Source organism: Rhodococcus sp. BH4 (assembly GCF_002079265.1).
Lineage (GTDB): Bacteria > Actinomycetota > Actinomycetes > Mycobacteriales > Mycobacteriaceae > Rhodococcus_F > Rhodococcus_F qingshengii.
On the sequence record NZ_CP014941.1, the window covers coordinates 4,053,840 to 4,077,500 of the forward strand.

16 protein-coding genes and 2 rRNA genes (1 of these 18 cut by a window edge) are annotated in these 23,661 nt (G+C 63.2%); 10 read left to right on the forward strand and 8 right to left on the reverse strand.

The genetic code is table 11. The features are described 5' to 3' along the window. Window positions 1-66: 66 nt before the first annotated feature. The 3 genes from A0W34_RS18640 to A0W34_RS18650 are packed head-to-tail and all read left to right on the forward strand — an operon-like array spanning window position 67 to window position 4,109. A complete protein-coding gene (locus A0W34_RS18640) occupies window positions 67-1,407 on the forward strand; it encodes a nicotinate phosphoribosyltransferase (RefSeq protein WP_198035657.1) in 1,341 nt (446 codons plus the stop codon). Beyond that, a complete protein-coding gene (locus A0W34_RS18645; RefSeq protein ID WP_081558071.1) occupies window positions 1,404-2,051 on the forward strand; it encodes a nicotinamidase in 648 nt (215 codons plus the stop codon). The genes A0W34_RS18640 and A0W34_RS18645 overlap by 4 nt, the downstream gene beginning before the upstream one ends. Before the next feature lie 9 nt (window positions 2,052-2,060). Next, a complete protein-coding gene (locus A0W34_RS18650; protein WP_058038870.1) occupies window positions 2,061-4,109 on the forward strand; it encodes an ATP-dependent DNA helicase in 2,049 nt (682 codons plus the stop codon). Between the two features lie 68 nt (window positions 4,110-4,177). On the opposite strand, the gene glgP is transcribed toward A0W34_RS18650, so the two are convergent. Next, window positions 4,178-6,778, reverse strand: a complete 2,601-nt coding sequence (gene glgP / locus A0W34_RS18655) for an alpha-glucan family phosphorylase (protein WP_081558072.1) — start codon at window positions 6,776-6,778, stop codon at window positions 4,178-4,180. Window positions 6,779-6,955: 177 nt separating this feature from the next. On the opposite strand from glgP, the gene A0W34_RS18660 reads away from it, so the two are divergent. Genes A0W34_RS18660 through A0W34_RS18670 form a run of 3 tightly spaced genes read left to right on the forward strand, consistent with a single transcriptional unit; the run spans window position 6,956 to window position 12,629 of the window. Next, on the forward strand, window positions 6,956-8,980 hold the full coding sequence (locus tag A0W34_RS18660; protein WP_030537901.1) for an alpha-1,4-glucan--maltose-1-phosphate maltosyltransferase: 2,025 nt from the start codon (window positions 6,956-6,958) through the stop codon (window positions 8,978-8,980). Then, entirely contained in the window at window positions 8,980-11,181 is a 2,202-nt protein-coding gene (gene glgB / locus A0W34_RS18665; protein ID WP_003945366.1) for a 1,4-alpha-glucan branching protein GlgB, read from the forward strand. Before A0W34_RS18660 ends, glgB begins: the two co-directional genes overlap by 1 nt. Further along, window positions 11,181-12,629 carry a neutral zinc metallopeptidase gene (locus tag A0W34_RS18670; RefSeq protein ID WP_081558073.1) on the forward strand — a complete coding sequence of 483 codons (1,449 nt, stop codon included), beginning with the start codon at window positions 11,181-11,183 and terminating at the stop codon, window positions 12,627-12,629. Before glgB ends, A0W34_RS18670 begins: the two co-directional genes overlap by 1 nt. 18 nt (window positions 12,630-12,647) lie before the next feature. Here A0W34_RS18670 and A0W34_RS18675 read toward each other — a convergent pair whose 3' ends face one another. From A0W34_RS18675 to A0W34_RS18685, 3 genes are all read right to left on the reverse strand, one after another. Beyond that, the gene (locus tag A0W34_RS18675; RefSeq protein WP_030537899.1) at window positions 12,648-13,544 is read right to left on the reverse strand and encodes a tetratricopeptide repeat protein; all 897 of its coding nucleotides are present in this window, start codon (window positions 13,542-13,544) and stop codon (window positions 12,648-12,650) included. Window positions 13,545-13,649: 105 nt separating this feature from the next. Beyond that, on the reverse strand, window positions 13,650-14,012 hold the full coding sequence (locus tag A0W34_RS18680) for a DUF3817 domain-containing protein (RefSeq protein ID WP_003945330.1): 363 nt from the start codon (window positions 14,010-14,012) through the stop codon (window positions 13,650-13,652). Between the two features lie 100 nt (window positions 14,013-14,112). Continuing rightward, window positions 14,113-15,306, reverse strand: a complete 1,194-nt coding sequence (locus tag A0W34_RS18685; RefSeq protein ID WP_064689275.1) for an acetyl-CoA C-acetyltransferase — start codon at window positions 15,304-15,306, stop codon at window positions 14,113-14,115. Window positions 15,307-15,413: 107 nt separating this feature from the next. On the opposite strand from A0W34_RS18685, the gene mce reads away from it, so the two are divergent. After that, entirely contained in the window at window positions 15,414-15,887 is a 474-nt protein-coding gene (gene mce, locus A0W34_RS18690; protein WP_007733251.1) for a methylmalonyl-CoA epimerase, read from the forward strand. Between the two features lie 40 nt (window positions 15,888-15,927). Beyond that, window positions 15,928-16,986, forward strand: coding sequence for a hypothetical protein (locus A0W34_RS18695; RefSeq protein ID WP_042452411.1), 1,059 nt, complete (start codon window positions 15,928-15,930; stop codon window positions 16,984-16,986). Window positions 16,987-16,993: 7 nt separating this feature from the next. Here the strand turns inward: A0W34_RS18695 and A0W34_RS18700 are convergent, their stop codons facing one another. Together A0W34_RS18700 and nucS are read right to left on the reverse strand one after the other, a co-directional pair. Beyond that, on the reverse strand, window positions 16,994-17,338 hold the full coding sequence (locus A0W34_RS18700) for a hypothetical protein (RefSeq protein ID WP_054828484.1): 345 nt from the start codon (window positions 17,336-17,338) through the stop codon (window positions 16,994-16,996). Between the two features lie 19 nt (window positions 17,339-17,357). Continuing rightward, a complete protein-coding gene (gene nucS, locus A0W34_RS18705; protein ID WP_007733244.1) occupies window positions 17,358-18,032 on the reverse strand; it encodes an endonuclease NucS in 675 nt (224 codons plus the stop codon). A 42-nt stretch (window positions 18,033-18,074) separates the two neighbouring features. On the opposite strand from nucS, the gene A0W34_RS18710 reads away from it, so the two are divergent. Together A0W34_RS18710 and A0W34_RS18715 are read left to right on the forward strand one after the other, a co-directional pair. Continuing rightward, a complete protein-coding gene (locus A0W34_RS18710; RefSeq protein WP_042452409.1) occupies window positions 18,075-19,667 on the forward strand; it encodes an adenylate/guanylate cyclase domain-containing protein in 1,593 nt (530 codons plus the stop codon). A 141-nt stretch (window positions 19,668-19,808) separates the two neighbouring features. Further along, on the forward strand, window positions 19,809-20,435 hold the full coding sequence (locus A0W34_RS18715; protein WP_081558074.1) for a dihydrofolate reductase family protein: 627 nt from the start codon (window positions 19,809-19,811) through the stop codon (window positions 20,433-20,435). A gap of 263 nt (window positions 20,436-20,698) precedes the next feature. On the opposite strand, the gene rrf is transcribed toward A0W34_RS18715, so the two are convergent. Then, window positions 20,699-20,815, reverse strand: a 5S ribosomal RNA gene (gene rrf / locus A0W34_RS18720). 153 nt (window positions 20,816-20,968) lie between these two features. Continuing rightward, window positions 20,969-23,661 (reverse strand): 23S ribosomal RNA (locus tag A0W34_RS18725) (it continues 443 nt past the right edge of the window).

The following is a 23,661-nucleotide window of genomic DNA, read 5'->3' on the forward strand; positions in this document are numbered from 1 at the left end:
CCAGGGTACGGCGCGACGAGAGGCGACAACACCCACCCACGTCGTCTCGCGCATAGAGTTGTGTGCGTGCCTACGCAAATTTCCGACATCCGCGACGCCGGTGCCAGCACCGCACTGCTCACCGATCAGTACGAACTGACCATGCTCTCGGCGGCTCTCGCCGACGGATCTGCCTTCCGCAACTGCAGTTTCGAGGTATTTGCACGGCGGCTGCCAGACGGTCGTCGCTACGGCGTCGTCGCCGGTACCGAGCGCCTTCTCGACGCACTCGAGCAGTTCCGGTTCGGTGAACCGGAACTGGCGATCGTTGCAAAATTTCTCGACGACACGACCGTCGAGTGGCTGCGCAACTATCGATTCTCCGGTGACATCGACGGCTACCGCGAGGGAGATTTCTACTTCCCCGGATCACCGATCCTCTCGGTCCGCGGAACGTTCGCCGAGTGCGTCATCCTCGAAACCTTGATTCTCTCGATCCTCAACCACGACAGCGCGATCGCTTCGGCCGCAGCCCGCATGGTGAGCGCAGCGGGCGGTCGACGGATGATCGAGATGGGCTCGCGTCGTACACACGAACAGGCCGCCGTCGCCGCTTCACGTGCCGCGTATCTCGCCGGCTTCGACGCCACCTCCAACCTCGAAGCCGCGCGGCGTCACGACGTACCCAGTGCAGGTACCAGCGCGCACGCCTTCACTCTCCTGCACACCACCGAAGACGGTCCGGACGAGGCAGCGGCATTCCGCGGTCAGGTCGCGGCACTCGGCGTATCCACCACGTTGCTCGTCGATACCTACGACATCACCGAGGGTGTGAAAACGGCTGTCGCCGTTGCCGGTCCCGAGCTGGGCGGGGTTCGCATCGACTCCGGCGATCTCGGCGTTCTTGCTCGTCAGGTACGCCAACAACTCGACGATCTCGGTGCTACCAAAACACGCATCGTCGTCTCCGGCGACCTGGACGAGTACGCGATCGCGGCTCTGCGCGCCGAACCCGTCGACTCGTACGGCGTCGGCACTTCCCTGGTCACCGGATCAGGCGCCCCCACCGCCGGCATGGTCTACAAACTTGTCGAGGTCGACGGAATCGCGGTCGAGAAGAGAAGCACCAACAAGGCATCTCGCGGCGGCGCAAAGAAGGCACTGCGCGTAGTGCGTCCGACCGGAACGATCGTCGAAGAAGTCATCTACCCCGCCGGATCACCGTCACCTGTCTCCGAGGCGGACGGAGCGACCGAACTGCTGATCCCGCTGGTTCGCGAAGGCAAGGTCGTCGACAGCGCGCCGACGCTCGAAGAGAGCAGAGCGGTTCTGAAGGCAGGGCTCGTGAGCCTGCCGTGGGAAGGCCTCAAACTCTCGCGCGGAGACTCGGCTGTGCCCGTTCGATTCACCGTAGGTGAGCACCAGTGAGCGCAAAAGCACTGATAATTGTCGACGTTCAGAACGATTTCTGCGAAGGTGGCGCTCTTGCAGTCGAAGGCGGTGCTGCGGTTGCGGGAGCCGTCAACGATTTCGTCAACTCCCACGAGTACGACGCCGTAGTCGCGACTCGCGATTTCCACATCGACCCTGGGGCGCACTTCTCCGAGAATCCCGACTTCATCGACAGCTGGCCGGTTCACTGCGTCGTCGGGACAGCCGGCGCCGAGTTCCATCCGGCGTTCGACGCTTCCGTCGCCGGGTCGGCGATCTTCTCCAAGGGCGCCTACAGCGCGGCCTACTCCGGTTTCGAAGGAGCAGCCGAGGACGGCACGACGCTCGAGGACTGGCTCCGCGCCCACGAGATCACCGACGTCGACGTGATCGGAATTGCCACGGATCACTGTGTCAAGGCCACGGCCGTCGATGCCGCGCGCGCGGGGTTCGCCACGACTGTCCTTCTCCCCTTCACCGCTGGTGTGTCGACCGCCACGATCGAGTCGGCATTGGTGCAGATGCGGGAGGCGGGAGTGCAGCTGATCGGGCGAGACGAGGCGTCGCCGGAAGAAGACTCGAATGCCGGTGATCTACCCCGGAAATCATCCGTGGACGTTTCTGACGTAGGGATCCATTAACCTTCGTGGGTGGCCGATCAACTCCCGAACGTTCCCGAACTGCTCCAGACAGCGGTGCGGTCGCTCGGCGGTGCCGAACGAACCAGTCAGCTGACGATGGCGTCCGCCGTGGCGCACTCGATCGACACCGGCGAGCATCTGGCCGTCCAGGCCGGCACCGGTACCGGTAAGTCGCTCGCCTACCTCGTTCCGAGCCTGCGCCACGCGGTCGAATCGGGACGCACCGTGGTCGTGTCCACCGCCACCATCGCGCTGCAGCGTCAGCTCGTCGACCGAGATCTGCCTCGACTCGCCGATGCCCTGAAGAAGCCACTCGGCCGACGCGCAGAGTTCGCAATCCTCAAGGGCCGCAACAACTATCTGTGCATGAACAAGATCCATACCGGCGCGTCCGAGCAGCCACCCGAGGACGAGTTGTTCGATCCGTTCACGGTCTCGCGTCTCGGCCGGGAGGTCGTCCGCCTCACCGAATGGTCCTCCGACACCGAAACCGGTGATCGGGACGAATTGGTGCCGGGCGTATCCGATCAGGCGTGGCGGCAGGTCAGTGTCACCTCCCGCGAATGCATCGGTAAGAACCAGTGCCCGGTCGGTGAGGACTGCTTCGCCGAGCGCGCCCGAGTCGAGGCGTCGAAGGCCGACGTAGTGGTCACCAACCACGCACTGCTCGCGATCGACGCCATCACCGGCATCCAGATCCTGCCTGACCACGACGTCGTGGTGATCGACGAGGCCCACGAGTTGGTCGACCGCGTCACCGGCGTCGCCACGGCCGATCTCACTGCCGCGTCGATCAGTGCCGCGGCCCGGCGTTGCGGCAAGATCGCCGAAGAGCAGGATGCCGATCGCCTCGAAGCTGCCGGCGAGGGGTGGGCTGGACTCCTCGAGGAATTGCGCCCAGGTCGCTGGGAAGGCCTCCCGGACGGGGCGGCACCCGCACTGGCTGCGATCCGCGACGCGGCCTGGTCGCTGCGCACCGCTATCGGTCCGGCCAAACCGGGTATGGCTGCTGCAGATCCCGAAGCCGCTGCGGCCCGCAACGCCGCACTCTCGTCCGTCGACGACGTCCACGACAGTGCCGTGCGTATTCTCACCGCTTTCGACGAACCCGACCCGGCCAAGCGCAAGGACGTCGTCTGGCTGTCCTCGGACGAGTTCCGCGGATCGGTGCGGCGCTCCGTCCGGATGGCTCCGCTCTCGGTCGGCGGATTGCTGCGCTCGCGACTGTTCGCCGAATCCACCGTCGTTCTCACTTCCGCGACGCTGACCGTCGGCGGATCGTTCGACGGTCTCGCCGTCAACTGGGGTCTTCCTGCGGAATCGTCCGCGCGCCCCGACTCGGGTACCGCCATCGGCACCGAAGCACCTTCTGACGCTTCGGCTTTCCGCTGGAACTCACTCGACGTCGGGTCGCCCTTCGACCATGCCAAGGCCGGCATCATCTACATTGCCCGCCACCTGCCCACGCCCGGCCGCGACGGCCTCTCCCCGGTCTATCTCGACGAGATCGCCGAACTCGTCGAGGCTGCGGGCGGACGCACCCTCGGCTTGTTCTCCTCGATGCGCGCCGCCAAAGCCGCCTCGGAGGCGATGCGTGAACGCCTCGACACCCCCATCCTGTGCCAGGGCGACGACGCCACCGGCACCCTCGTCAAGGCCTTCGCCAAGGACGAACCCACGTCACTGTTCGGCACGTTGTCCCTGTGGCAGGGCGTCGATGTCCCTGGCCCATCGCTGAGCCTCGTCATCTTGGACCGGATTCCGTTCCCGCGCCCGGACGATCCACTGTTGATGGCTCGCCAACAAGCCATCGAATCCCATGGCGGTAACGGCTTTCTCAGCGTCTCGGCCAATCACGCGGCGCTGCTCCTGGCACAGGGCGTCGGCCGTCTGCTTCGTAGCACCGACGACAAGGGCGTGGTGGCCGTGCTCGATCCGCGTCTGGCCACGGCGAGATACGCGGGTTACCTTCGCGCATCGCTGCCTCCGTTCTGGGAGACGACCAACCCCGAAGTCGTCCGCAAGGCGCTCACCCGCATCCGCGACTCACGTCCCTGACCCAGTTCTCACGCGGGCACAATTCTGCCCCGGTACCGACCGAACGGACCGGGGCAGAATGCAATACGTCAGACGCTCGGAGTGGTCACCAACCCGAGTTCGGACGCATCGACCAACAACCGGTGATGCGGCAGCACCCGCACGGTGTATCCCACGGAGCCGGAGACCGGAAGCGCAACCTCGGCTTCGAAGATCTCGGTTCCGTCCTCGGCGCCGAAGTGCGTCATCGGGAACGTCACCACGTCGGTGAGTTCCTCGCCTGGGCTGACGCGTCCCAGGACTGCCTGAACCTCCACATCCGAGACCGACAAGCCGCCGAGGCGGACCTTGGCTTTCAAAGAGATGGTCGCACCGATCTCCGGGGTGTCCGGCAGGCCGGAACCATCCACCTGCTCGACGGCGACCGACGGCCACTGCGACTCGATACGGCGACGGAACTCGGCCACCTCACGCGCGCCGGCAAAATCGTCCGCCACTACCGCTCGAGCTGATTCCGCCGAAGGGGCGTAGTAGTCGACGGCGTAGTCACGAACCATGCGTGATGCCAACACCTTCGGGCCCAGATTCTCGAGGGTGTGGCGAACCCTCTCGACCCAGCGCGTCGGCAGATCGGCTGCATCACGGTCGTAGAACGTCGGCAGTACCGCGTGCTCGAGAAGTTCGTAGAGGGCGCTGGCTTCCAGATCGTCACGCCGCACGTCGTCGAGAACACCGTCGGCCGTCGGAATGGCCCACCCGTTCTCGCCGTCGTACATCTCGTCCCACCATCCGTCGCGAATGGAGAGGTTGAGGCCGCCGTTGAGCGCGGATTTCATGCCGGAAGTACCGCACGCCTCGAGGGGGCGAAGCGGGTTGTTGAGCCACACGTCGCAGCCCCAGTACAAGTAGCGGGCCATCGACATGTCGTAATCAGGCAGGAAGACGATGCGGTGACGCACATCCGCTTCGTCGGCGAACCGCACGACCTGCTGGATGAGTGCCTTACCGCCGTCGTCGGCGGGGTGCGACTTGCCGGCCACCACCAACTGCACCGGACGTTTCTCGTCGAGCAACATCGCACGCAGACGCTCGGGATCACGCAGCATCAGCGTCAACCGCTTGTACGTCGGAACGCGCCTCGCGAATCCGACTGTCAAGACGTTGGGATCGAATACTCCAGTGGTCCAGCCGAGTTCGGCCTCGGTCGCGCCGCGTTCGAGCCAGGACGCTCGGACGCGACGACGAACTTCGTCGACCAACTTGCCGCGCAACGCATTACGTGTTTCCCACAGTTCGGTTGCCGACAACTCGTGCAGGCGCTCCCACCCGCGCGCTTCTTCGAGTTGCTCCTGACCGACGATCCGCCTGGCCACGTCCATCCACTCCGGCGCCGCCCACGTCGGCGCGTGAACACCGTTGGTGACCGAACCGATCGGCACCTCGTCGGCGTCGAAGCCCGGCCAGAGACCGTTGAACATGTCGCGGCTGACGATGCCGTGCAACTTCGAGACGCCGTTGGCTCGCTGGCCCAGGCGAAGACCCATGTGCGCCATGTTGAAGATCGACGGATCGGCTTCACGCCCCATCCCGACGATGCGGTCGACGGTCAGGCCGGGAAGCAAACTCGATTCGTTCTCGCCGTTCGCTCCGCCGAAGTAGTGACGGACCAGATCCGCCGGGAAGCGGTCGATTCCGGCGGGAACCGGAGTGTGCGTCGTGAAGACCGTTCCGGCACGGACCGCGGCCAGAGCCGAATCGAAGTCCAGACCGCTGGTGGTGACAAGTTCCCGAATCCGTTCGATGCCGAGGAATCCGGCATGCCCCTCGTTCATGTGGAACACCTCGGGATCGGGCAATCCGTACGCCGCGGTGTAGGCGCGCACCGCGCGGACGCCGCCGATACCCGCGAGGATCTCCTGCTTGATGCGGTGATCCTGGTCCCCGCCGTAGAGACGGTCCGTGACGCCGCGCAGATCCGCGTCGTTCTCGGCGATGTCGGAATCGAGCAGCAGCAACGGCACTCGTCCGACCTGAGCGATCCACACTCGCGCACGCAGCACCCGGCCACCGGGCATGGCGACGTGAATGACGACCGGCGATCCGTCTTCGGAAGCCGGGCCTGCGTCCGTCAGCAAACGAAGAGGCAACCCTTGAGGGTCGTGCGGCGGGTAGTGCTCGGCCTGCCAACCGTCGGCGGTCAGCGACTGGCGGAAGTAGCCGGATCGGTAGAGCAGTCCGACGCCGATGAGCGGCAACCCGAGGTCGGACGCGGCCTTGAGGTGATCGCCCGCCAGGATGCCCAATCCACCGGAGTAGTTGGGCAGAACTTCGCTGACTCCGAACTCCATGGAGAAGTACGCAATTCCGCCGGCTGACGATGTGCCCTTGGCCTGCTGGGATTGGTACCAGCGCGGGGTGCTCAGATAAGCATCGAGATCGGCTGCTGCAGTGTCGAGGTCACCGAGAAATGCCTCGTCACTGCTGAGTTCGTCGAGACGGGTGGGGTCGACTTCCCCGAGCATGCGGACCGGATCGAACTGGACTGCTTGCCAGAGTTCGGGGTCGAGTCGCGAGAACAGATCCTGTGTCTCGGGATGCCACGACCACCGAAGGTTGGTGGACAGGGGGCCGAGCGCGGCGAGGCGCTCCGGAAGGTGGGCTCGGACAGTGAACCGACGCAAGGCTTTCACCCCGCGAACCCTAGTCGAGTTCCTTGCACTCTGTCCGGTGGAACCGAACGCCCGAGCCGACCTGACCACCGACAGACCCGAATTCGTCGTTATCAGCACTCCGGCGCCGCACCCACTACGGTTGAACCCGGCGAAAGAAAGTTTTACCGCGATCCATCACCAGAAATGGAGCTTCCCGTGTCAGGACGCCTCGGTATCGACGACGTGGTACCCGAGATCTCGGGTAACTATCCGGCAAAGGCCGTGGTCGGTGAAGTCTTCCCAGTGCACGCAACCGTGTGGCGAGAAGGCCACGACGCCATTTCCGCCACTTTGGTCGTGCGTGGTCCGCGCGGTACCAAGCCGCTGCGCATTCCGATGGACCCCGGCACCGAACCGGACACCGTCGACGCGGTGTTCACACCGTCCGCCGAAGGAATGTGGTCATTTCGGATCGAGGCGTGGAGCGATCCCATCGCCACCTGGAAGCACGCCGTGGAAGCAAAGCTCGCCGTCGGGCAGGGGGCGGCCGAGTTGGCCAACGACCTGGAAATCGGTGCGCGCCTGTTCGAACAGGCCGCGCACGAGGTACCGCGGGGCAACAGGTCCAGGCTCGAGGCCGTCACGGCGTCGCTGCGCAGCGATCAGGCGCTGACTGCTCGCGTCGCGCCGGCCTTCGCCTCCGACGTCGCCGAACTGCTCCGCGCCACTCCGCTCCGTGAACTGGTCACCAAGGGCGAGTCCCACCCCGTCGTCGTCGATCGCAACCGTGCACTGTTCGGATCGTGGTACGAGTTCTTCCCCCGCTCGACGGGCGGTTGGGACGAGAACGGGGTGCCGCAACACGGTACTTTCCGAACCTCGGCCGAAGACCTACCCCGCATCGCCGCAATGGGTTTCGACGTCGTCTACCTTCCGCCGATCCATCCCATCGGCGAGATCAACCGCAAGGGACGCAACAACACTCTCACTCCCGAACCCGGTGACGTCGGCTCGCCGTGGGCCATCGGCTCGGTCGACGGCGGGCACGACGCTGTTCACCCGCAACTCGGCACGCTCAAGGACTTCAAGGCCTTCGTCGCGGCGGCCCGCAAGCTCGATCTCGAAGTGGCACTGGATCTCGCGCTGCAGTGCGCCCCGGATCATCCATGGGCCAAGAAGCATCCGGAGTGGTTCAACGTCCTTCCCGACGGCACCATCGCCTACGCCGAGAACCCGCCCAAGAAGTATCAGGACATCTACCCGATCAACTTCGACACCGATCCTCGCGGTCTGGACAAGGAAATCCTGCGAGTCGTCCGACACTGGATCAGTGCCGGAGTCAAGATCTTCCGGGTCGACAACCCACACACCAAGCCGCCGAACTTCTGGGAGACGCTCATCTCTGAGGTCAAGAAGACCGACCCCGACGTCCTGTTCCTCGCCGAGGCATTCACTCGTCCGGCGCGCATGTACGGCCTTGCCCGGCGCGGGTTCACGCAGTCGTACACGTACTTCACCTGGCGAGTTGCGAAGTGGGAACTCACCGAATTCGGTAACGAGCTGGCGGCGAAGGCCGACGAAGCCCGACCGAACCTCTTCGTGAACACGCCGGACATCCTGCACGAGTCCCTCCAGCACGGTGGGCCCGGAATGTTCGCTCTACGAGCAGCTCTCGCCGCCACCCTGGCGCCGACGTGGGGCGTCTACTCCGGTTACGAACTCTACGAACACCAAGCCGTTCGCCCCGGCAGCGAGGAATACCTCGACTCCGAGAAGTACGAACTTCGGCCGCGCCGTTTCGCCGAAGCAGCAGCGCGAGGCGAATCTCTCGAGCCGTGGATCACCGCACTCAATCGCATCCGGCGTGCACACCCGGCCCTGCAGCAGTTGCGGAACCTGCACTTTCACCACATCGACAACGACGCGTTGATCGCCTACTCGAAGTTCGACGCCTCGACCGGTGACGCCGTCCTGACGGTGATCAACCTCAACCCGTTCGCTGCAGAAGAGGGCACCGTCTGGTTGGACATGCCGGCGCTCGGACGCGAATGGCACGACCACATGACCGTGCTCGACGAGGTAACCGGTGAGCAGTTCAATTGGGGCCAAGCCAATTTCGTCCGCCTCGAGCCCTGGCGTTCGGTGGCGCACATCCTCGCGCTCCCACCCGTTCCGTATCCGGCCCGGATCTCTCTGGCCTACCAAGCACGCAATGCGCACCGCGCAGGTGGAGGCAAGTGATGTCAACCGAGAAGTTCCCTTCGGGTATCGCACCGGACAATCACGATCTGGAGCTGTTGGCGCGCGGTGAACATCACGATCCGCACAGTGTCCTCGGCGCCCATCCCCACGCCGACGGCACCGTTCTGCGAGCGTTGCGTCCCAACGCCGAGTCCGTCAGCGCCGTCATCGGCGGCAAAAACTTTCCTCTCGAACATGTTTCGAACGGAATCTTCGCGGCTCTGGTCCCCTACCCCGACCTGATCGACTATCGCTATTCCGTGACGTACCCGGGTGGACACACGGTTCTCGCAGCCGACCCTTACCGGTTCCTGCCTACTCTCGGTGAACTCGACCTACACCTGTTCGGCGAAGGTCGGCACGAACGACTGTGGGACATCCTCGGTGCACATCCGCGTTCTTACGAGACACCGGACGGACCCGTCGACGGCACCTCGTTCGCCGTCTGGGCTCCGGCCGCCCGCGGCGTGACCGTCGTCGGCGACTTCGACGGGTGGAGTGGGCAATTCGCCCCCATGCGAGTCCTCGGATCCACTGGGGTCTGGGAACTCTTCCTGCCCGACATCGCAGTCGGTTCGCTGTACAAGTTCCGGGTCCACGGCCACGACGGCTCCGTTCGCGACAAGGCCGATCCCATGGCATTCGGTACCGAGGTCCCGCCGGCGACTGCATCGCGAGTGACCACCAGTTCGCATGAGTGGAACGACGCGGCCTGGCTCGAAACCCGCGCCGGTGTCGATCCTTCGCAGTCCCCGATGAGCGTGTACGAGGTGCACCTCGGATCGTGGCGTCCCGGGCTCGACTACCGGCAGATGGCCGAGCAACTCGCCGTCTACGTCACCGAAACCGGATTCACCCACGTCGAACTGCTGCCCGTCTCCGAGCATCCGTTCGGTGGATCGTGGGGATACCAGGTCACCTCGTACTACGCACCGACCTCCCGCTTCGGCACCCCGGACGACTTCCGCTGGTTCGTCGACCACCTGCACGCCGCAGGGATAGGTGTCATCGTCGACTGGGTGCCTGCACACTTCCCCAAAGACGAGTGGGCCCTGGCTCGTTTCGACGGAACTCCCCTGTACGAGCACGCCGATCCGCGTCGCGGCGAGCAGTTGGACTGGGGCACATACGTATTCGACTTCGGTCGCCGCGAGGTCCGAAACTTCCTCGTCGCCAACGCGCTCTTCTGGCTCGAGGAGTTCCACATCGACGGACTGCGCGTCGACGCCGTCGCATCGATGCTGTACCTGGATTACTCACGCCCGGAAGGTGGATGGACTCCCAACATTCACGGCGGCCGCGAGAATCTCGAAGCCGTTGCGTTCCTGCAGGAGATGAACGCCACCGTCCACAAGAACCATCGAGGAGTCGTCACCGTCGCCGAGGAGTCGACGGCGTGGCCCGGAGTCACTCGGGCGACCAATGTCGGCGGCCTCGGATTCAACATGAAGTGGAACATGGGGTGGATGCACGACACCCTCGGGTTCCTCGGTCACGACCCGGTACACCGGACCTACCACCATCACGAGATCACGTTCTCACTGATGTACGCGTGGAGTGAGAACTACCTGCTACCGATCAGCCATGACGAAGTGGTGCACGGCAAAGGAACTCTGTGGACCCGGATGCCCGGGAACGACTTCGCCAAGGCGTCCGGCCTGCGCTCACTGCTTGCATACATGTGGGCGCATCCAGGCAAGCAACTGCTGTTCATGGGACAGGAATTCGGTCAGAGTGCGGAATGGTCGGAAGAACGCGGCCTCGACTGGTGGCAGCTCGACGATCAGTACACCGGCACTCTCCATCGCGGCGTCCAGCGACTGGTCGGCGATCTCAACTCCGCGTACCGACGTCATCCGGCCATGTGGACCCTCGACACCTCGCCCGGTGGATACTCCTGGATCGACGCCAACGACACCGAGAACAACGTCCTCAGTTTTCTGCGTTACGGTACTGACGGTTCGATTGTCGCCTGCCTGTTCAACTTCTCGGGCAGTGAGCACTCGAGCTACCGCGTCGGGCTACCAGAGCCCGGCCGATGGGTGGAAATTCTCAACACCGATGCCGAGGTGTACGGCGGCTCCGGAGTCGGGAACCTCGGAGCGGTCACAGCAACGTCGCATTCGTGGCACGGTCGGCCAGCCTCCGCACAGGTGGCGCTGCCAGCTGCTGGAGCGATTTGGATAAGTCTGGAGCGTTGATGGTCGGCCGGCGAGTAGTCATTGTCACGTCGTCACTGTTGGCAGTGGCAGCACTGCTCGCCGGTTGTGCCCAGGGAACGAGTGGCCACGCCGTCTCGATTTATCACGATCCCTTCCGCGTCGCCGGACTCGACGCAACGGCAGGACCAAGTGGGTTGCGTCCGGGAGCCCCCAACGCCGACCGAGCAATCACCGGCACCGACGGCGGGGACATCGACGCGCTGGCAGCCAACGCCATCACAGACATCGAAACCTACTGGGCCGCCGAGTACCCGGCTCTGTTCGACAAGCCCTTCGAACCGGTCGACGAGCTGATCTCGTGGGACCCCACCGAATCGAACGGCCCGGACTTCTGTGAGGAGACCACCGAAGAACTCATCAACGCCGGGTACTGCAGCATCGATCACACCATCGGTTGGGATCGTGAATTGCTGCTGCCCGAGGTGCGGGAGAAGTTCGGTGAAGTGGCCGTCGCGTTCATCTTTGCGCACGAGTACGGCCATGCCGTTCAACGCAAGGCCGGGATCGTCGGCGGTAAACGAGACGCAGCCCTGGTGCGCGAACAGCAAGCCGACTGTTTCGGTGGCGCCTTCTTGCGGCACGTCGCCGAGGACAAGGCCGCGCACTTCACGATGAACACCTCCGACGGACTCAACAAGGTGTTGGCGTCGGCGGTCGCCATCCGCGACGAAGACCCTAATGATCCTGAGAGCCACCATGGTTCGGCGTTCGAGCGCGTCACCGCCACTCAGATCGGCTTCACCGACGGCGCCGGTGCGTGCGCGAAGATGGACGCCGACGAAATCGAGTCACGGCGTGCAGACCTCCCGCAGCAGTTCGCCGAGGGCAACGATTCCGGAGAACTGCCCGTCACCGAGGCAACTCTCGACGAGTTCGTGAAGACCTTCCAAGCGATCTTCGATCTACCGCAGCCACCGAAGGTCGTGTTCACCGGCGCAGACACCGGGTGCAGCGATGCCGTTGCGACCGAACCCATCTCGTACTGCCCGTCGACGAACACCATCGGAATCAGCGTCGACGACCTTGCCGAGCGCGGCACGCCGGGTCGCGTCGGGCGACGCGAGTTGATCCAGACCAACATCACCGGTGACTACAACGCCTATGTCCTGCTCGCGTCGAGGTACACCCTCGCGATGCAGAAGGAGAACGGCCAATCGCTCGACACTCCGCAGACTGCCCTGCGCGCGGCCTGCTTGTCCGGCGTCATCACCGCAGCACTCAGTCCCACCAACGCCGCGGCGTCCGGAGCACAGGTCACACTCTCCCCCGGCGACCTCGACGAAGCCGTATCGGGGCTGCTGACCGACGGCCTGGCTGCCAGTGACGTCAACGGTGAGACGGTTCCGAGCGGGTTCGCACGTGTCGACGCGTTCCGGACCGGCGTTCTCGGTGGCCGGGAAGTGTGCGACAGCCGCTACACGGAGTAGCGACTGCCGGTCCACACGTCAGTAGAGAGCGGAAGCCAACTTACGACGGGCCGCGATGACGATCGGTTCTGCCGGGTCGAACAGTTCGAACAGTTCGAGCAGGCGCGTCCGAGCGGCAGCCTTGTCGTCGCCGGCAGTTCGCGAGACCACCGAGATCAAGCGCGCGAACGACGCCTCGGGTTGCTGGGCGAACATTTCCAGGTCGGCCGCAGCGAACTGCAGTTCGAGATCGGACGGATCAGCATCCGCGGCCGCAATCGACTCGGGATCGACACCCTGAACCCGAGCCATGAACTTCACCTGGCGGACAGCGCTCTTGGCCTCCGCATTGTTGGGTTCGGCGTCGAGAATTTCCTGGTACGCAGCGATGGCGGCGTCGAGATCGCCCTCGTCCAGCGCGGTTTCAGCGGCCACGAAGCGAGGATCCTCGACCTCCTCCACCGGTTCGTCCGCGTCGGAGACCGGCCCACTCAACTTGCCCTCGACAGCTTGGAGGACTGCGTCGAACCACTGGCTGAGCTGCGCCTCCGGCTGAGCGCCCTGGAAATCGGCCAACGGCTGACCGGCCGCGACGGCAACAACCGTCGGCACCGACTGGACGCCGAAAGCCTGCGCGATGCGAGGACTCACGTCGACGTCGACGTTGGCAAGAATCCACTTGCCGCCGGCTCGCGCTGCAAATGATTCGAGAACTTCGGTGAATACGACCGAGGGCTCGTATGCGCGGCCACCGATGTTGACGATCACCGGCACCTGGCTCGACTTCAGCAGGACTTCGCTTTCGAAGTTCTCCTCGGTCACCTCGATCACTGCCCCGGAGACAGCAGAAACGGCCCCGTCGCCGCTGGTGTTACGCGGCGGTGGTGGGGCCGTGGCCCGCTCTTTGAAGGCGGACAAGTCGACTGCGCCGCTCATGGCGGCAGCAACTGCGGACGAACGCGCGGGGGGCCTGGAACCTGGTCGAGTCACGGCTCCCAGTTTGTCACGAGTTGCGAGAAGCTACGTAGAGGGATGCAGCACTCAGACGAGCGCCGCGTTGCCCTTGGACGCCTCGAACTCCGTGGACAGCTCACCGAGCTTGCCGTTTCGCACTGCCCAGCGTTCGAAGATGACGGTGCCGAAGGGCGGAACGCTCGAGATCAGCGCAAGGATCGTGGTCTTGACGTCCCACTTGAGCGACCACGCGGTCAGGAGTGCAACAACGATGAACACCAGGAAGCCGGCGGTTCCGTGGACCATTCCGGGGATGCGAATCGCTTCTTCGTGTCCGAGGACCCACTTGAAGAACATGGCAACCAGCAAGGCCGCCCAGGTCACAGCTTCCCACCACGCCACCAGACGGAAGCGTTTCGCGGGAGTGGATACGTCAAAGATGTTCGCCATGAGGCCATTGTGCCCGAACAACTACGACGCCCCGTAGTTGTGTGAGCAAAACCACGGGGCGTCGCAGAGCGAGAGCGCTCGTTCAGGTGTATTTAGACACTCACGCCTTGGGGACGCGGACGATGAGTGCGTCGCCTTGTCCGCCGCCGCCGCAGAGTGCGGCTGCGCCGATGCCGCCGCCGCGGCGTTGCAGTTCGAGGGCGAGGTGCAGGGCGATGCGGGCGCCGGACATGCCGAGGGGGTGGCCGACGGCGATGGCGCCGCCGTTGACGTTGACCTTGGCGGGGTCGAGGCCGAGTTCGCGGGTGGAGGCGATCCCGACGGCGGCGAATGCTTCGTTGATTTCGACGAGGTCGAGGTCGGTGGGGTCGATGCCTTCCTTCGCGCAGGCTTTGGCGATGGCCCGGGCGGGTTGGGACTGGAGGGTGGAGTCGGGTCCGGCGACGACGCCGTGGGCGCCGATTTCCGCGATCCAGGTCAGGCCGAGTTCTTCGGCTTTGGTTTTGCTCATCACGATCACGGCGGCGGCGCCGTCGGAGATCGGGGAGGCGGAGCCGGCGGTGATGGTGCCGTCCTTGCTGAACGCGGGACGCAGTTTGCCGAGGGATTCGGTGGTGGTGTCGGCGCGGATGCCTTCGTCCTGGGCGAAGACGATGGGCTCGCCCTTGCGTTGGGGGATGGAGACGGGGACGACTTCGTTGTCGAAGAGGCCGTCTTTCCAGGCGCGGGCCGCGTTCTGGTGTGAGGCGGCGGCGAAGGCGTCCTGCTCGGCGCGGGTGATGTGGGCGGTTTCTTGTTGGTTGACTTGTTCGGTGAGCAGGCCCATGGCCTGGTCGGTGAAGATGTCGTGGAGGCCGTCGTAGGCCATGTGGTCGCGGAGGGTGACGTCGCCGTATTTGAAGCCTTCGCGGCTTTTTTCGAGCATGTGGGGTGCGCGGGACATCGATTCCTGCCCGCCGGCGACGACGATGTCGAATTCGCCGGCGCGGATGAGTTGGTCGGCGAGGGCGATGGCGTCGATGCCGGAGAGGCACACTTTGTTGATGCTCAGGGCGGGGACGTTCATGGGGATGCCGGCGGCGACGGCGGCTTGGCGGGCGGGCATCTGGCCGGCGCCGGCGGTGAGGACCTGTCCCATGATGACGTAGTCGACCTGTTCGGGTGCGACTCCGGACTTGTCGAGGGCGCCTTTGATGGCGATGCCGCCGAGGTCGGACCCGGAGAGGTCTTTCAACGATCCGAGGAGTCGACCCATCGGGGTACGAGCTCCCGCAACAATCACAGAACTGGTCACGATTTCCTCCGGCTGCAAAAGAGAGATAGTCGTCGGTTCCGTGCGGCCTAAGAGCCAAGTCACATCCCGACGTGTACTCCTCAAACGGTAGCGCTACCGTGAAAGGTATGACACAGACCTCCCCCAGTTCTGCACTCGCACCTTTGTCGTCCGACCTCGTCGTCGCGATCGATCACGTCGGAATCGCGGTGCCCGATCTCGACGTGGCAATCGAGTGGTACACGCAGCACCTGGGCATGGTGTCGACCCACGAGGAAATCAACGAATCGCAGGGCGTGCGTGAGGCCATGCTCTCCGTCGTCGGCTCCCCCGCCGGATCCACTGCCGTTCAGCTGCTCGCGCCTCTGGACGAGAACTCGACCATCGCCAAGTTCATCGACCGAAGCGGCCCCGGCCTCCAGCAGCTCGCCTACCGGGTCACCGACATCGACGCCATCTCCGCCGAACTTCGCGACCGCGGGGTTCGGTTGCTGTACGACGCTCCCCGACGCGGTACGGCCAACTCGCGCATCAACTTCATTCACCCGAAGGACGCCGGCGGCGTCCTGGTGGAACTGGTCGAACCCGACGCGAGCCACTAGCAGACCCGACTCCAGCTCGTATGCCAGGTAGATTGTCGCCATGGCATACGAGCAGGACCGCGGTTCGATCCAACTTCCGTTCCAGATCGCACGGAAGGGATACGACCGCGACGAGGTACGCAACTACTTCGAGCGATTCGACGCGGAGCTGCGAGTTACCGCGGCTGATCGTGATGCTGCCGCTGCGCAGGCCCGTGACCTCGCCAAGCAGCTCGACGATGCACGCGACGACATCGACGACCTCCGCAAGGACGTCGACCGCCTCTCGGTACCGCCCACCACTGCGGAGGGCATGAGCGATCGCATCAGCCGCATGCTGCGCCTTGCCTCCGACGAGGCCTCGGAGGTGCGCGCGAAGGCCGAGGCCGACGCAGCCGAGATGACCTCCATCGCCGAACAGGACGGCGCCCGCCTTCGTGGGCACTACGAGTCGCTGATCGCCGAACTCGAGGACCGTCGCAACGCGATGGAAACCATGCACGAGCAGACCATGGCGCAGGCCCGTACCGAAGCCGCCCGGATCGTCGAAGCCGCGCAGGCCGAGCGGGATCGACTGGCTGCCGAGTCCGAGGCCAAGCGCACTCAGATCCGCGAAGACTTCGACATCTCGATGTCGGAGCGCCGCGCCAAGGTCGTCGCCGCCGTCAACGAGCTGGAGTCGTCGAGCAAAGCAGAGGCCGAGCGTCGACTCGCCGATGCGTCGCACGAGGCCCAGCGCAGGCTGCAGGCCGCCACTGATCAGTCAGAGCGCAAGATCGCTCACGCGAAGGAACTCACCGAAGAACTGCGCGTTCTCCGAGGCCGAATCCTGGCTCAGCTCTTGGGTATTCGCGGACAACTCGATTCGGTTCCGGCTATGCTCGCATCGGTCAACCGGGAGAGCGAACTCCTCGATGCACCGCCCGCTCCGGTCATCGTCGAAGCCGAGGAAGATCTCGAGATCGAAGACAAGAAGGCCGACGCAGATCCGGTCGACTCAGATAAGGTCAAATCAGAACCGAGTATCGACGAAGACGACGTTCTCGAGGACTCGGACGAGACGAACACCGCCGAGATCGACACCCGCGCCGTCGAGCAGCGAGCCCAGTCCAGGAACTGATCGACGCTCAGGACCACCGTCTGGTCAGGCTGCGCGTACCGCGGCCTGACCAGCATCCGGTGTGCCAGTGTCGACGCTCGTTCGCGCCGCCCGGTTCCGAAGGCCACGTCACCACGTGAGCGACGCCGGGTCTGATGTCGTGATCACAACCGGGGCATCGATAGAACTTCGTCGCGTTGGAGCCGGGTATCGGCCTGACCATGTACATTTCACCGCCCGGCCCGGGTTCCTCCCGGACCAGCGCTCCGCCGAACAACACGCCGCTTGGTGACGCCGACTCCGCGCTCGAATCCCGAGCACGCCGAGTATCCGTTCGACGGGTTTGCTTCGGCGAAGGTTTGCGGCGCGGCATGGTTCGAGTCTAAACAGCGTCAGAAGAGGCGGAACTCGGTGCTTTCGGTGCCCCGCAAGGCCTCGTAGTCAAGGACCAGGCAACGGATCCCACGGTCGTTGGCCAAAGTCTTTGCCTGCGGCTTGATCTGTTGCGCTGCAAAAACTCCCGTGACCGGCGCGAGCAGCGGATCGCGGTTGAGCAATTCGAGGTAGCGCGTCAACTGCTCGACGCCGTCGATCTCACCGCGACGCTTGATCTCCACCGCCACCGATGCACCGTCCGCGTCTCGGACCAGAAGATCGACCGGCCCGATGGCCGTCATGTACTCACGCCGCACCAACGTGTAGCCGGGGCCGAGTGTCTCGACATGCTCCGCCAGAAGTTCTTGAAGGTGTGCCTCGACACCGTCCTTGATCAATCCCGGATCGAGACCGAGTTCATACGACGAATCGTGCTCGACCTCTTCGAGAGTGATCCGCAGTTCCTCGCCCGCCTTGTTGGTGACGACCCACAGGATGTCGTCGCCGTCCCCGGTGGTCTCGACCAACCAGCACGGCGGACTCATCCAGTTGAGCGGCTTGTACGCCCGATCGTCGGCATGGATACTGACCGAGCCGTCGGCTTTGACCAACAGCAGTCGTCTTGCGGTAGGGAGGTGGGAGGTCAGGCGTCCCACATAGTCGACACGGCAACGAGCAATAACTAGGCGCACCGGACCACCCTAAGCGATCATTACGACTACTCTCGACACACTATGCAGCGAAGCCGTGTCCCGAGTGCGCCCCTGGGGTCGTGGCTGCTCGGATCCACCGACGAAAGCCCCAGGCGCCGCCGAATCCGCGTCCAGGCACTACTCACCGCGCCCCTCCTGGTCACAAACCTGATCGGAGCGGTACTGGCGATCGTGCTCATCGGATTCGTGGTTCCCGGACCCGCGATCATCCACCCCGAATTCGCATGGATCAACTTCATTGCCGTGCCCGTCTTCATCGGGTGTGTCTTTCTCATCGGACTGCTGTGGGGCACCAAACGGCTGATGCGGGATCTTCGATGGGCCACCGAGGATCACCCACCGACAGAGCAGAATCAACGCGCGGCGCTGCGCGGGCCGTGGCGACTGACCCGAGTGCAAGCCGTCCTGTGGACGGCCGCGCTCATCACCTTCACGACCATGTACGGAATCGTCGACCCCGACACCATTCCGAAAGTTCTGTTCACCGTAGCTTTCAGCGGTATCACCACGTGCGCTTTCTGCTACCTGCTCAGCGAGTTCGCACTCCGCCCGATTGCCGCGCGTGCACTCGAATCCGGAGCACCCCGCAAGGCTGCCGTTCTCGGACTGACCGGCCGGACAATCCTCGTCTGGCTGCTCGGAAGCGGAGTTCCCGTCACCGGCCTGATGCTCGTAGCGGTCTTCAGCTTCATCCGGCCTGCTTCGTGGCAAGCCCTCGCGACCGCGATCCTCGTCATCGGCGGGATCACTCTGTGCGTCGGACTCGGGCTGACATACATCAACATTCGGTCCGCCGCGGCCCCCATTCGGTCCGTGCGACGAGGAATGGAACAAGTCACCCGTGGCGACCTCACCGCGTCCGTCGTCGTGTACGACGGAACGGAACTGGGACTACTGCAGGCCGGCTTCAATCGCATGGCTGAGGGTCTGCGCGAGCGAGAGCGAATACGCGACCTCTTCGGGCGCCACGTCGGACACGAGGTTGCCGCAAACGCGGTTCGCCGAAACCCGGAACTCGGCGGTGAAGAACGTGACGTTGCCGTACTCTTCGTCGACGTCATCGGATCGACCACCATCGCGGCCACCAACTCCCCTACGGCGGTGGTCGCTCTACTCAACCGTTTCTTCGACGTCATAGTCGACGAGGTCGACGCACACGGCGGATTCGTCAACAAGTTCGAGGGCGACGCAGCGCTGGCGATCTTCGGAGCGCCGACGACACTCGACGATCACGCCGGCAGCGCACTCGCCGCTGCCCGCAAGATTCAGCAGCGCCTGCGTGCCGAGGTTCCGGAAGTGAGCGCGGGAATCGGCGTCGCCGCAGGTGTTGCCGTAGCCGGGAACGTCGGTGCGCGAGAAAGATTCGAGTACACCGTCATCGGTGATCCCGTCAACGAAGCGGCGCGACTGTCCGAAGTTGCCAAGACGGTTCCGGGTAACGTCGCCGCATCCGGACGGGCTGTGGCTGCCGCTGACAGCGCCGAGGCTGCACAGTGGTCGATCACCGAGAACATCACCCTTCGCGGCCGGCTCGAACAGACCGAGCTCGCGATTCCGTGCGACGCTCTGGAGTCCGAGACCAGCCCGTCAGACTCCGTGCCCGTGCAGCCCTGACCCCACCTCCCCCCTGAGCGAACGGCACGTTCGGTCGATCCAAGGCGATCAACGCCACGTTCGCTCGATGACTTTCCCGCTTCTCGACGGTCTATATCGGCACAGCGGAGATCCGACGACACCTGGGAGATGGGTACGACTATGAAACTGACGACCTTTACCATCGTCACTCTCGACGGGGTGATGCAAGGACTCGGTGGGCCGGACGAAGATCGGCGAGGTGGATTCGAGCGGGGCGGCTGGTCCGCGCCATTGGTGGACACCGAAGCCATGGATTATCTCGTCCAGGTCTACCAGCGCGCTGACGCGTTCCTGTTCGGGCGACACACGTACGAGATCTTCGCCGGCTATTGGGGCGCGTTCGAGAATCCCGACGTCAACCCCATTGCAAGCGCACTGAATTCGCGGCCCAAGTACCTTGCGTCGACGACGCTCACCGATCCGCAATGGAAGAACACGACAGCCCTTTCAGGTGACACCGCCATCGCTCTCGGCGAACTGACAGCCAGACCCGGCGGTGAGCTTCAGGTGCACGGCAGTGGCAACCTGTGCCGCTGGCTTTTCGCGAACGATCTTGTCGACGAGATGATCCTGCTGATCGTTCCGGTGGTGGTAGGCCAGGGCACGCGACTGTTTCCCGACACCGGACCGGACATCGCACTCGAGCTGGCCGAATCGCGAGCCACATCAAAGGGCGTGACGATTCAGAGGTATCTGCCGGCTGGCCGGCCGAAGTATGCGACTGCCACCGCCGACGGCATCGACTGATCCGGGCAAAGCGCCTGTCGTCCTCAGTCGTGTTCCGCCCCTAATGGTGTGAACGTACCGTTCCCCTCGCCTAAGAGGGTGAGCGTGTCGTTCACTCGATCCCGGACGGGGTGGTGAGTCGGCGGCGTGCCCGCCCTTGATGGTGTGAACGGTACGTTGGGTCGATCTGAGGCGACGAAAGTGCTGTTCGCTCGAAGTCGGGGGTGTTTTGGGTACGAGAAAGCCCCCCAACCAGTACTGGTTGGGGGGCTTCTCTAATGTGTGTTCGGCGGTGTCCTACTCTCCCACACCCTGTCGAGTGCAGTACCATCGGCGCTGAAGGGCTTAGCTTCCGGGTTCGGAATGGGACCGGGCGTTTCCCCTTCGCTATGACCGCCGTAACTCTATGAAACTGTCACAGTAACCTTCTTCTGATCACCTGGTTTCACCACCCGTCAACACCAGTTTCTGGTGTTGGGGGATGGAGAAAACAGGGTTTCTCATCAGTATCTGTGTGTTGTTTCAGATACCGCACAGTGGACGCGTAGCTTCTTTGTGGTAAGTCCTCGGCCTATTAGTACCAGTCACCTGCATGCATTACTGCACTTCCAGTTCTGGCCTATCAACCCGGTGGTCTGCCGGGGGCCTTACCCCCTCGAGGGGGTGAGAAACCTCATCTTGGAACAGGCTTCCCGCTTAGATGCTTTCAGCGGTTATCCCTTCCGAACGTAGCTAACCAGCGGTGCTCCTGGCGGAACAACTGGCACACCAGAGGTTCGTCCGTCCCGGTCCTCTCGTACTAGGGACAGCCTTCCTCAAGTTTCTAACGCGCGCGGCGGATAGAGACCGAACTGTCTCACGACGTTCTAAACCCAGCTCGCGTGCCGCTTTAATGGGCGAACAGCCCAACCCTTGGGACCTACTCCAGCCCCAGGATGCGACGAGCCGACATCGAGGTGCCAAACCATCCCGTCGATATGGACTCTTGGGGAAGATCAGCCTGTTATCCCCGGGGTACCTTTTATCCGTTGAGCGACACCGCTTCCACTTGCCGGTGCCGGATCACTAGTCCCGACTTTCGTCCCTGCTCGACCTGTCAGTCTCACAGTCAAGCTCCCTTGTGCACTTGCACTCGACACCTGATTGCCAACCAGGCTGAGGGAACCTTTGGGCGCCTCCGTTACATTTTGGGAGGCAACCGCCCCAGTTAAACTACCCACCAGGCACTGTCCCTGAACCAGATCATGGTCCGAGGTTAGAGGTCCAATTCGATCAGAGTGGTATTTCAACAACGACTCCACGATAACTGGCGTCACCGTTTCACAGTCTCCCACCTATCCTACACAAACCGAACCGAACACCAATACCAAGCTGTAGTGAAGGTCCCGGGGTCTTTTCGTCCTGCCGCGCGTAACGAGCATCTTTACTCGTAATGCAATTTCGCCGAGTCTACGGTTGAGACAGCTGAGAAGTCGTTACGCCATTCGTGCAGGTCGGAACTTACCCGACAAGGAATTTCGCTACCTTAGGATGGTTATAGTTACCACCGCCGTTTACTGGGGCTTAAATTCTCAGCTTCGCTCCTAAAAGGAACTAACCGGTCCTCTTAACCTTCCAGCACCGGGCAGGCGTCAGTCCGTATACATCGTCTTACGACTTCGCACGGACCTGTGTTTTTAGTAAACAGTCGCTTCTCACTGGTCTCTGCGGCCCCACCCAGCTCAGACAGTAAATGTCGTCACCAGACAGGGCCCCCCTTCTCCCGAAGTTACGGGGGCATTTTGCCGAGTTCCTTAACCATAGTTATCTCGATCGCCTTAGTATTCTCTACCTGACCACCTGTGTCGGTTTGGGGTACGGGCCGTGTGAAAGCTCGCTAGAGGCTTTTCTCGGCAGCATAGGATCACTGAATTCGCCTCAATCGGCTACGCATCACGTCTCAGGCTATGTGCGACCCGGATTTGCCTAGGTCACGCCCTACACGCTTACACCAGTATTACCACTGACTGGCTCAGCTACCTTCCTGCGTCACCCCATCGCTTGGCTACTACCAGATCAGGTCCCATGCATCCACCAACTCGAGACCCGAAGGTCTTCTCGTGGCTTCAGGATGGTTAGTATCACTGATTCACCATGGGCGCGTTCACACGGGTACGGGAATATCAACCCGTTGTCCATCGGCTACGCCTGTCGGCCTCGTCTTAGGTCCCGACTCACCCTGGGCGGATTAACCTGGCCCAGGAACCCTTGGTCATTCGGCGGACGAGTTTCTCACTCGTCTTTCGCTACTCATGCCTGCATTCTCACTCGTGTGGCCTCCACGGCTAGGTCACCCTGCCGCTTCCATGGCCACACGACGCTCCCCTACCCATCCACACACCTGCCCAACACTCCGCAGAGTGAAGGGGGGCTATTGCGTGAATGCCGCAGCTTCGGTGGTGTACTTGAGCCCCGCTACATTGTCGGCGCAGGATCACTTGACCAGTGAGCTATTACGCACTCTTTCAAGGGTGGCTGCTTCTAAGCCAACCTCCTGGTTGTCTTCGCGACCCCACATCCTTTTCCACTTAGTACACGCTTAGGGACCTTAGCTGGCGATCTGGGCTGTTTCCCTCTCGACTACGAACCTTATCGCCCGCAGTCTCACTGCCGCGCTCTCACTCACCGGCATTCGGAGTTTGGCTGATTTCGGTAAGCTTGTGGGCCCCCTAGACCATCCAGTAGCTCTACCTCCGGTGAGAAACACGCGACGCTGCACCTAAATGCATTTCGGGGAGAACCAGCTATCACGGAGTTTGATTGGCCTTTCACCCCTACCCACAACTCATCCCCTCAGTTTTCAACCTAAGTGGGTTCGGTCCTCCACGACGTCTTACCGTCGCTTCAACCTGGCCATGGGTAGATCACTCCGCTTCGGGTCTAGAGCATGCCACTACGATCGCCCTATTCGGACTCGCTTTCGCTACGGCTACCCCACACGGGTTAACCTCGCGACATGCCACTAACTCGCAGGCTCATTCTTCAAAAGGCACGCCATCACCCCCAGCAGTAAACTGCTCGAAGGCTCTGACGGATTGTAAGCGCACGGTTTCAGGTACTATTTCACTCCCCTCCCGGGGTACTTTTCACCTTTCCCTCACGGTACTAGTCCGCTATCGGTCACCAGGGAGTATTCAGGCTTATCGGGTGGTCCCGACAGATTCACACCAGATTTCACGGGCCCGGTGCTACTTGGGTTTCCATTACA

Bases quoted from the DNA above. Each gene is read 5' to 3' on its own strand.
- glgB (WP_003945366.1), top strand. From the start codon at position 8,980: ATGTCAACCGAGAAGTTCCCTTCGGGTATCGCACCGGACAATCACGAT.
- A0W34_RS18670 (WP_081558073.1), top strand. From the start codon at position 11,181: ATGGTCGGCCGGCGAGTAGTCATTGTCACGTCGTCACTGTTGGCAGTG.
- A0W34_RS18675 (WP_030537899.1), bottom strand. From the start codon at position 13,544: ATGAGCGGCGCAGTCGACTTGTCCGCCTTCAAAGAGCGGGCCACGGCC.
- A0W34_RS18680 (WP_003945330.1), bottom strand. From the start codon at position 14,012: ATGGCGAACATCTTTGACGTATCCACTCCCGCGAAACGCTTCCGTCTG.
- mce (WP_007733251.1), top strand. From the start codon at position 15,414: ATGACACAGACCTCCCCCAGTTCTGCACTCGCACCTTTGTCGTCCGAC.
- A0W34_RS18695 (WP_042452411.1), top strand. From the start codon at position 15,928: ATGGCATACGAGCAGGACCGCGGTTCGATCCAACTTCCGTTCCAGATC.
- A0W34_RS18700 (WP_054828484.1), bottom strand. From the start codon at position 17,338: ATGCCGCGCCGCAAACCTTCGCCGAAGCAAACCCGTCGAACGGATACT.
- A0W34_RS18710 (WP_042452409.1), top strand. From the start codon at position 18,075: ATGCAGCGAAGCCGTGTCCCGAGTGCGCCCCTGGGGTCGTGGCTGCTC.
- A0W34_RS18715 (WP_081558074.1), top strand. From the start codon at position 19,809: ATGAAACTGACGACCTTTACCATCGTCACTCTCGACGGGGTGATGCAA.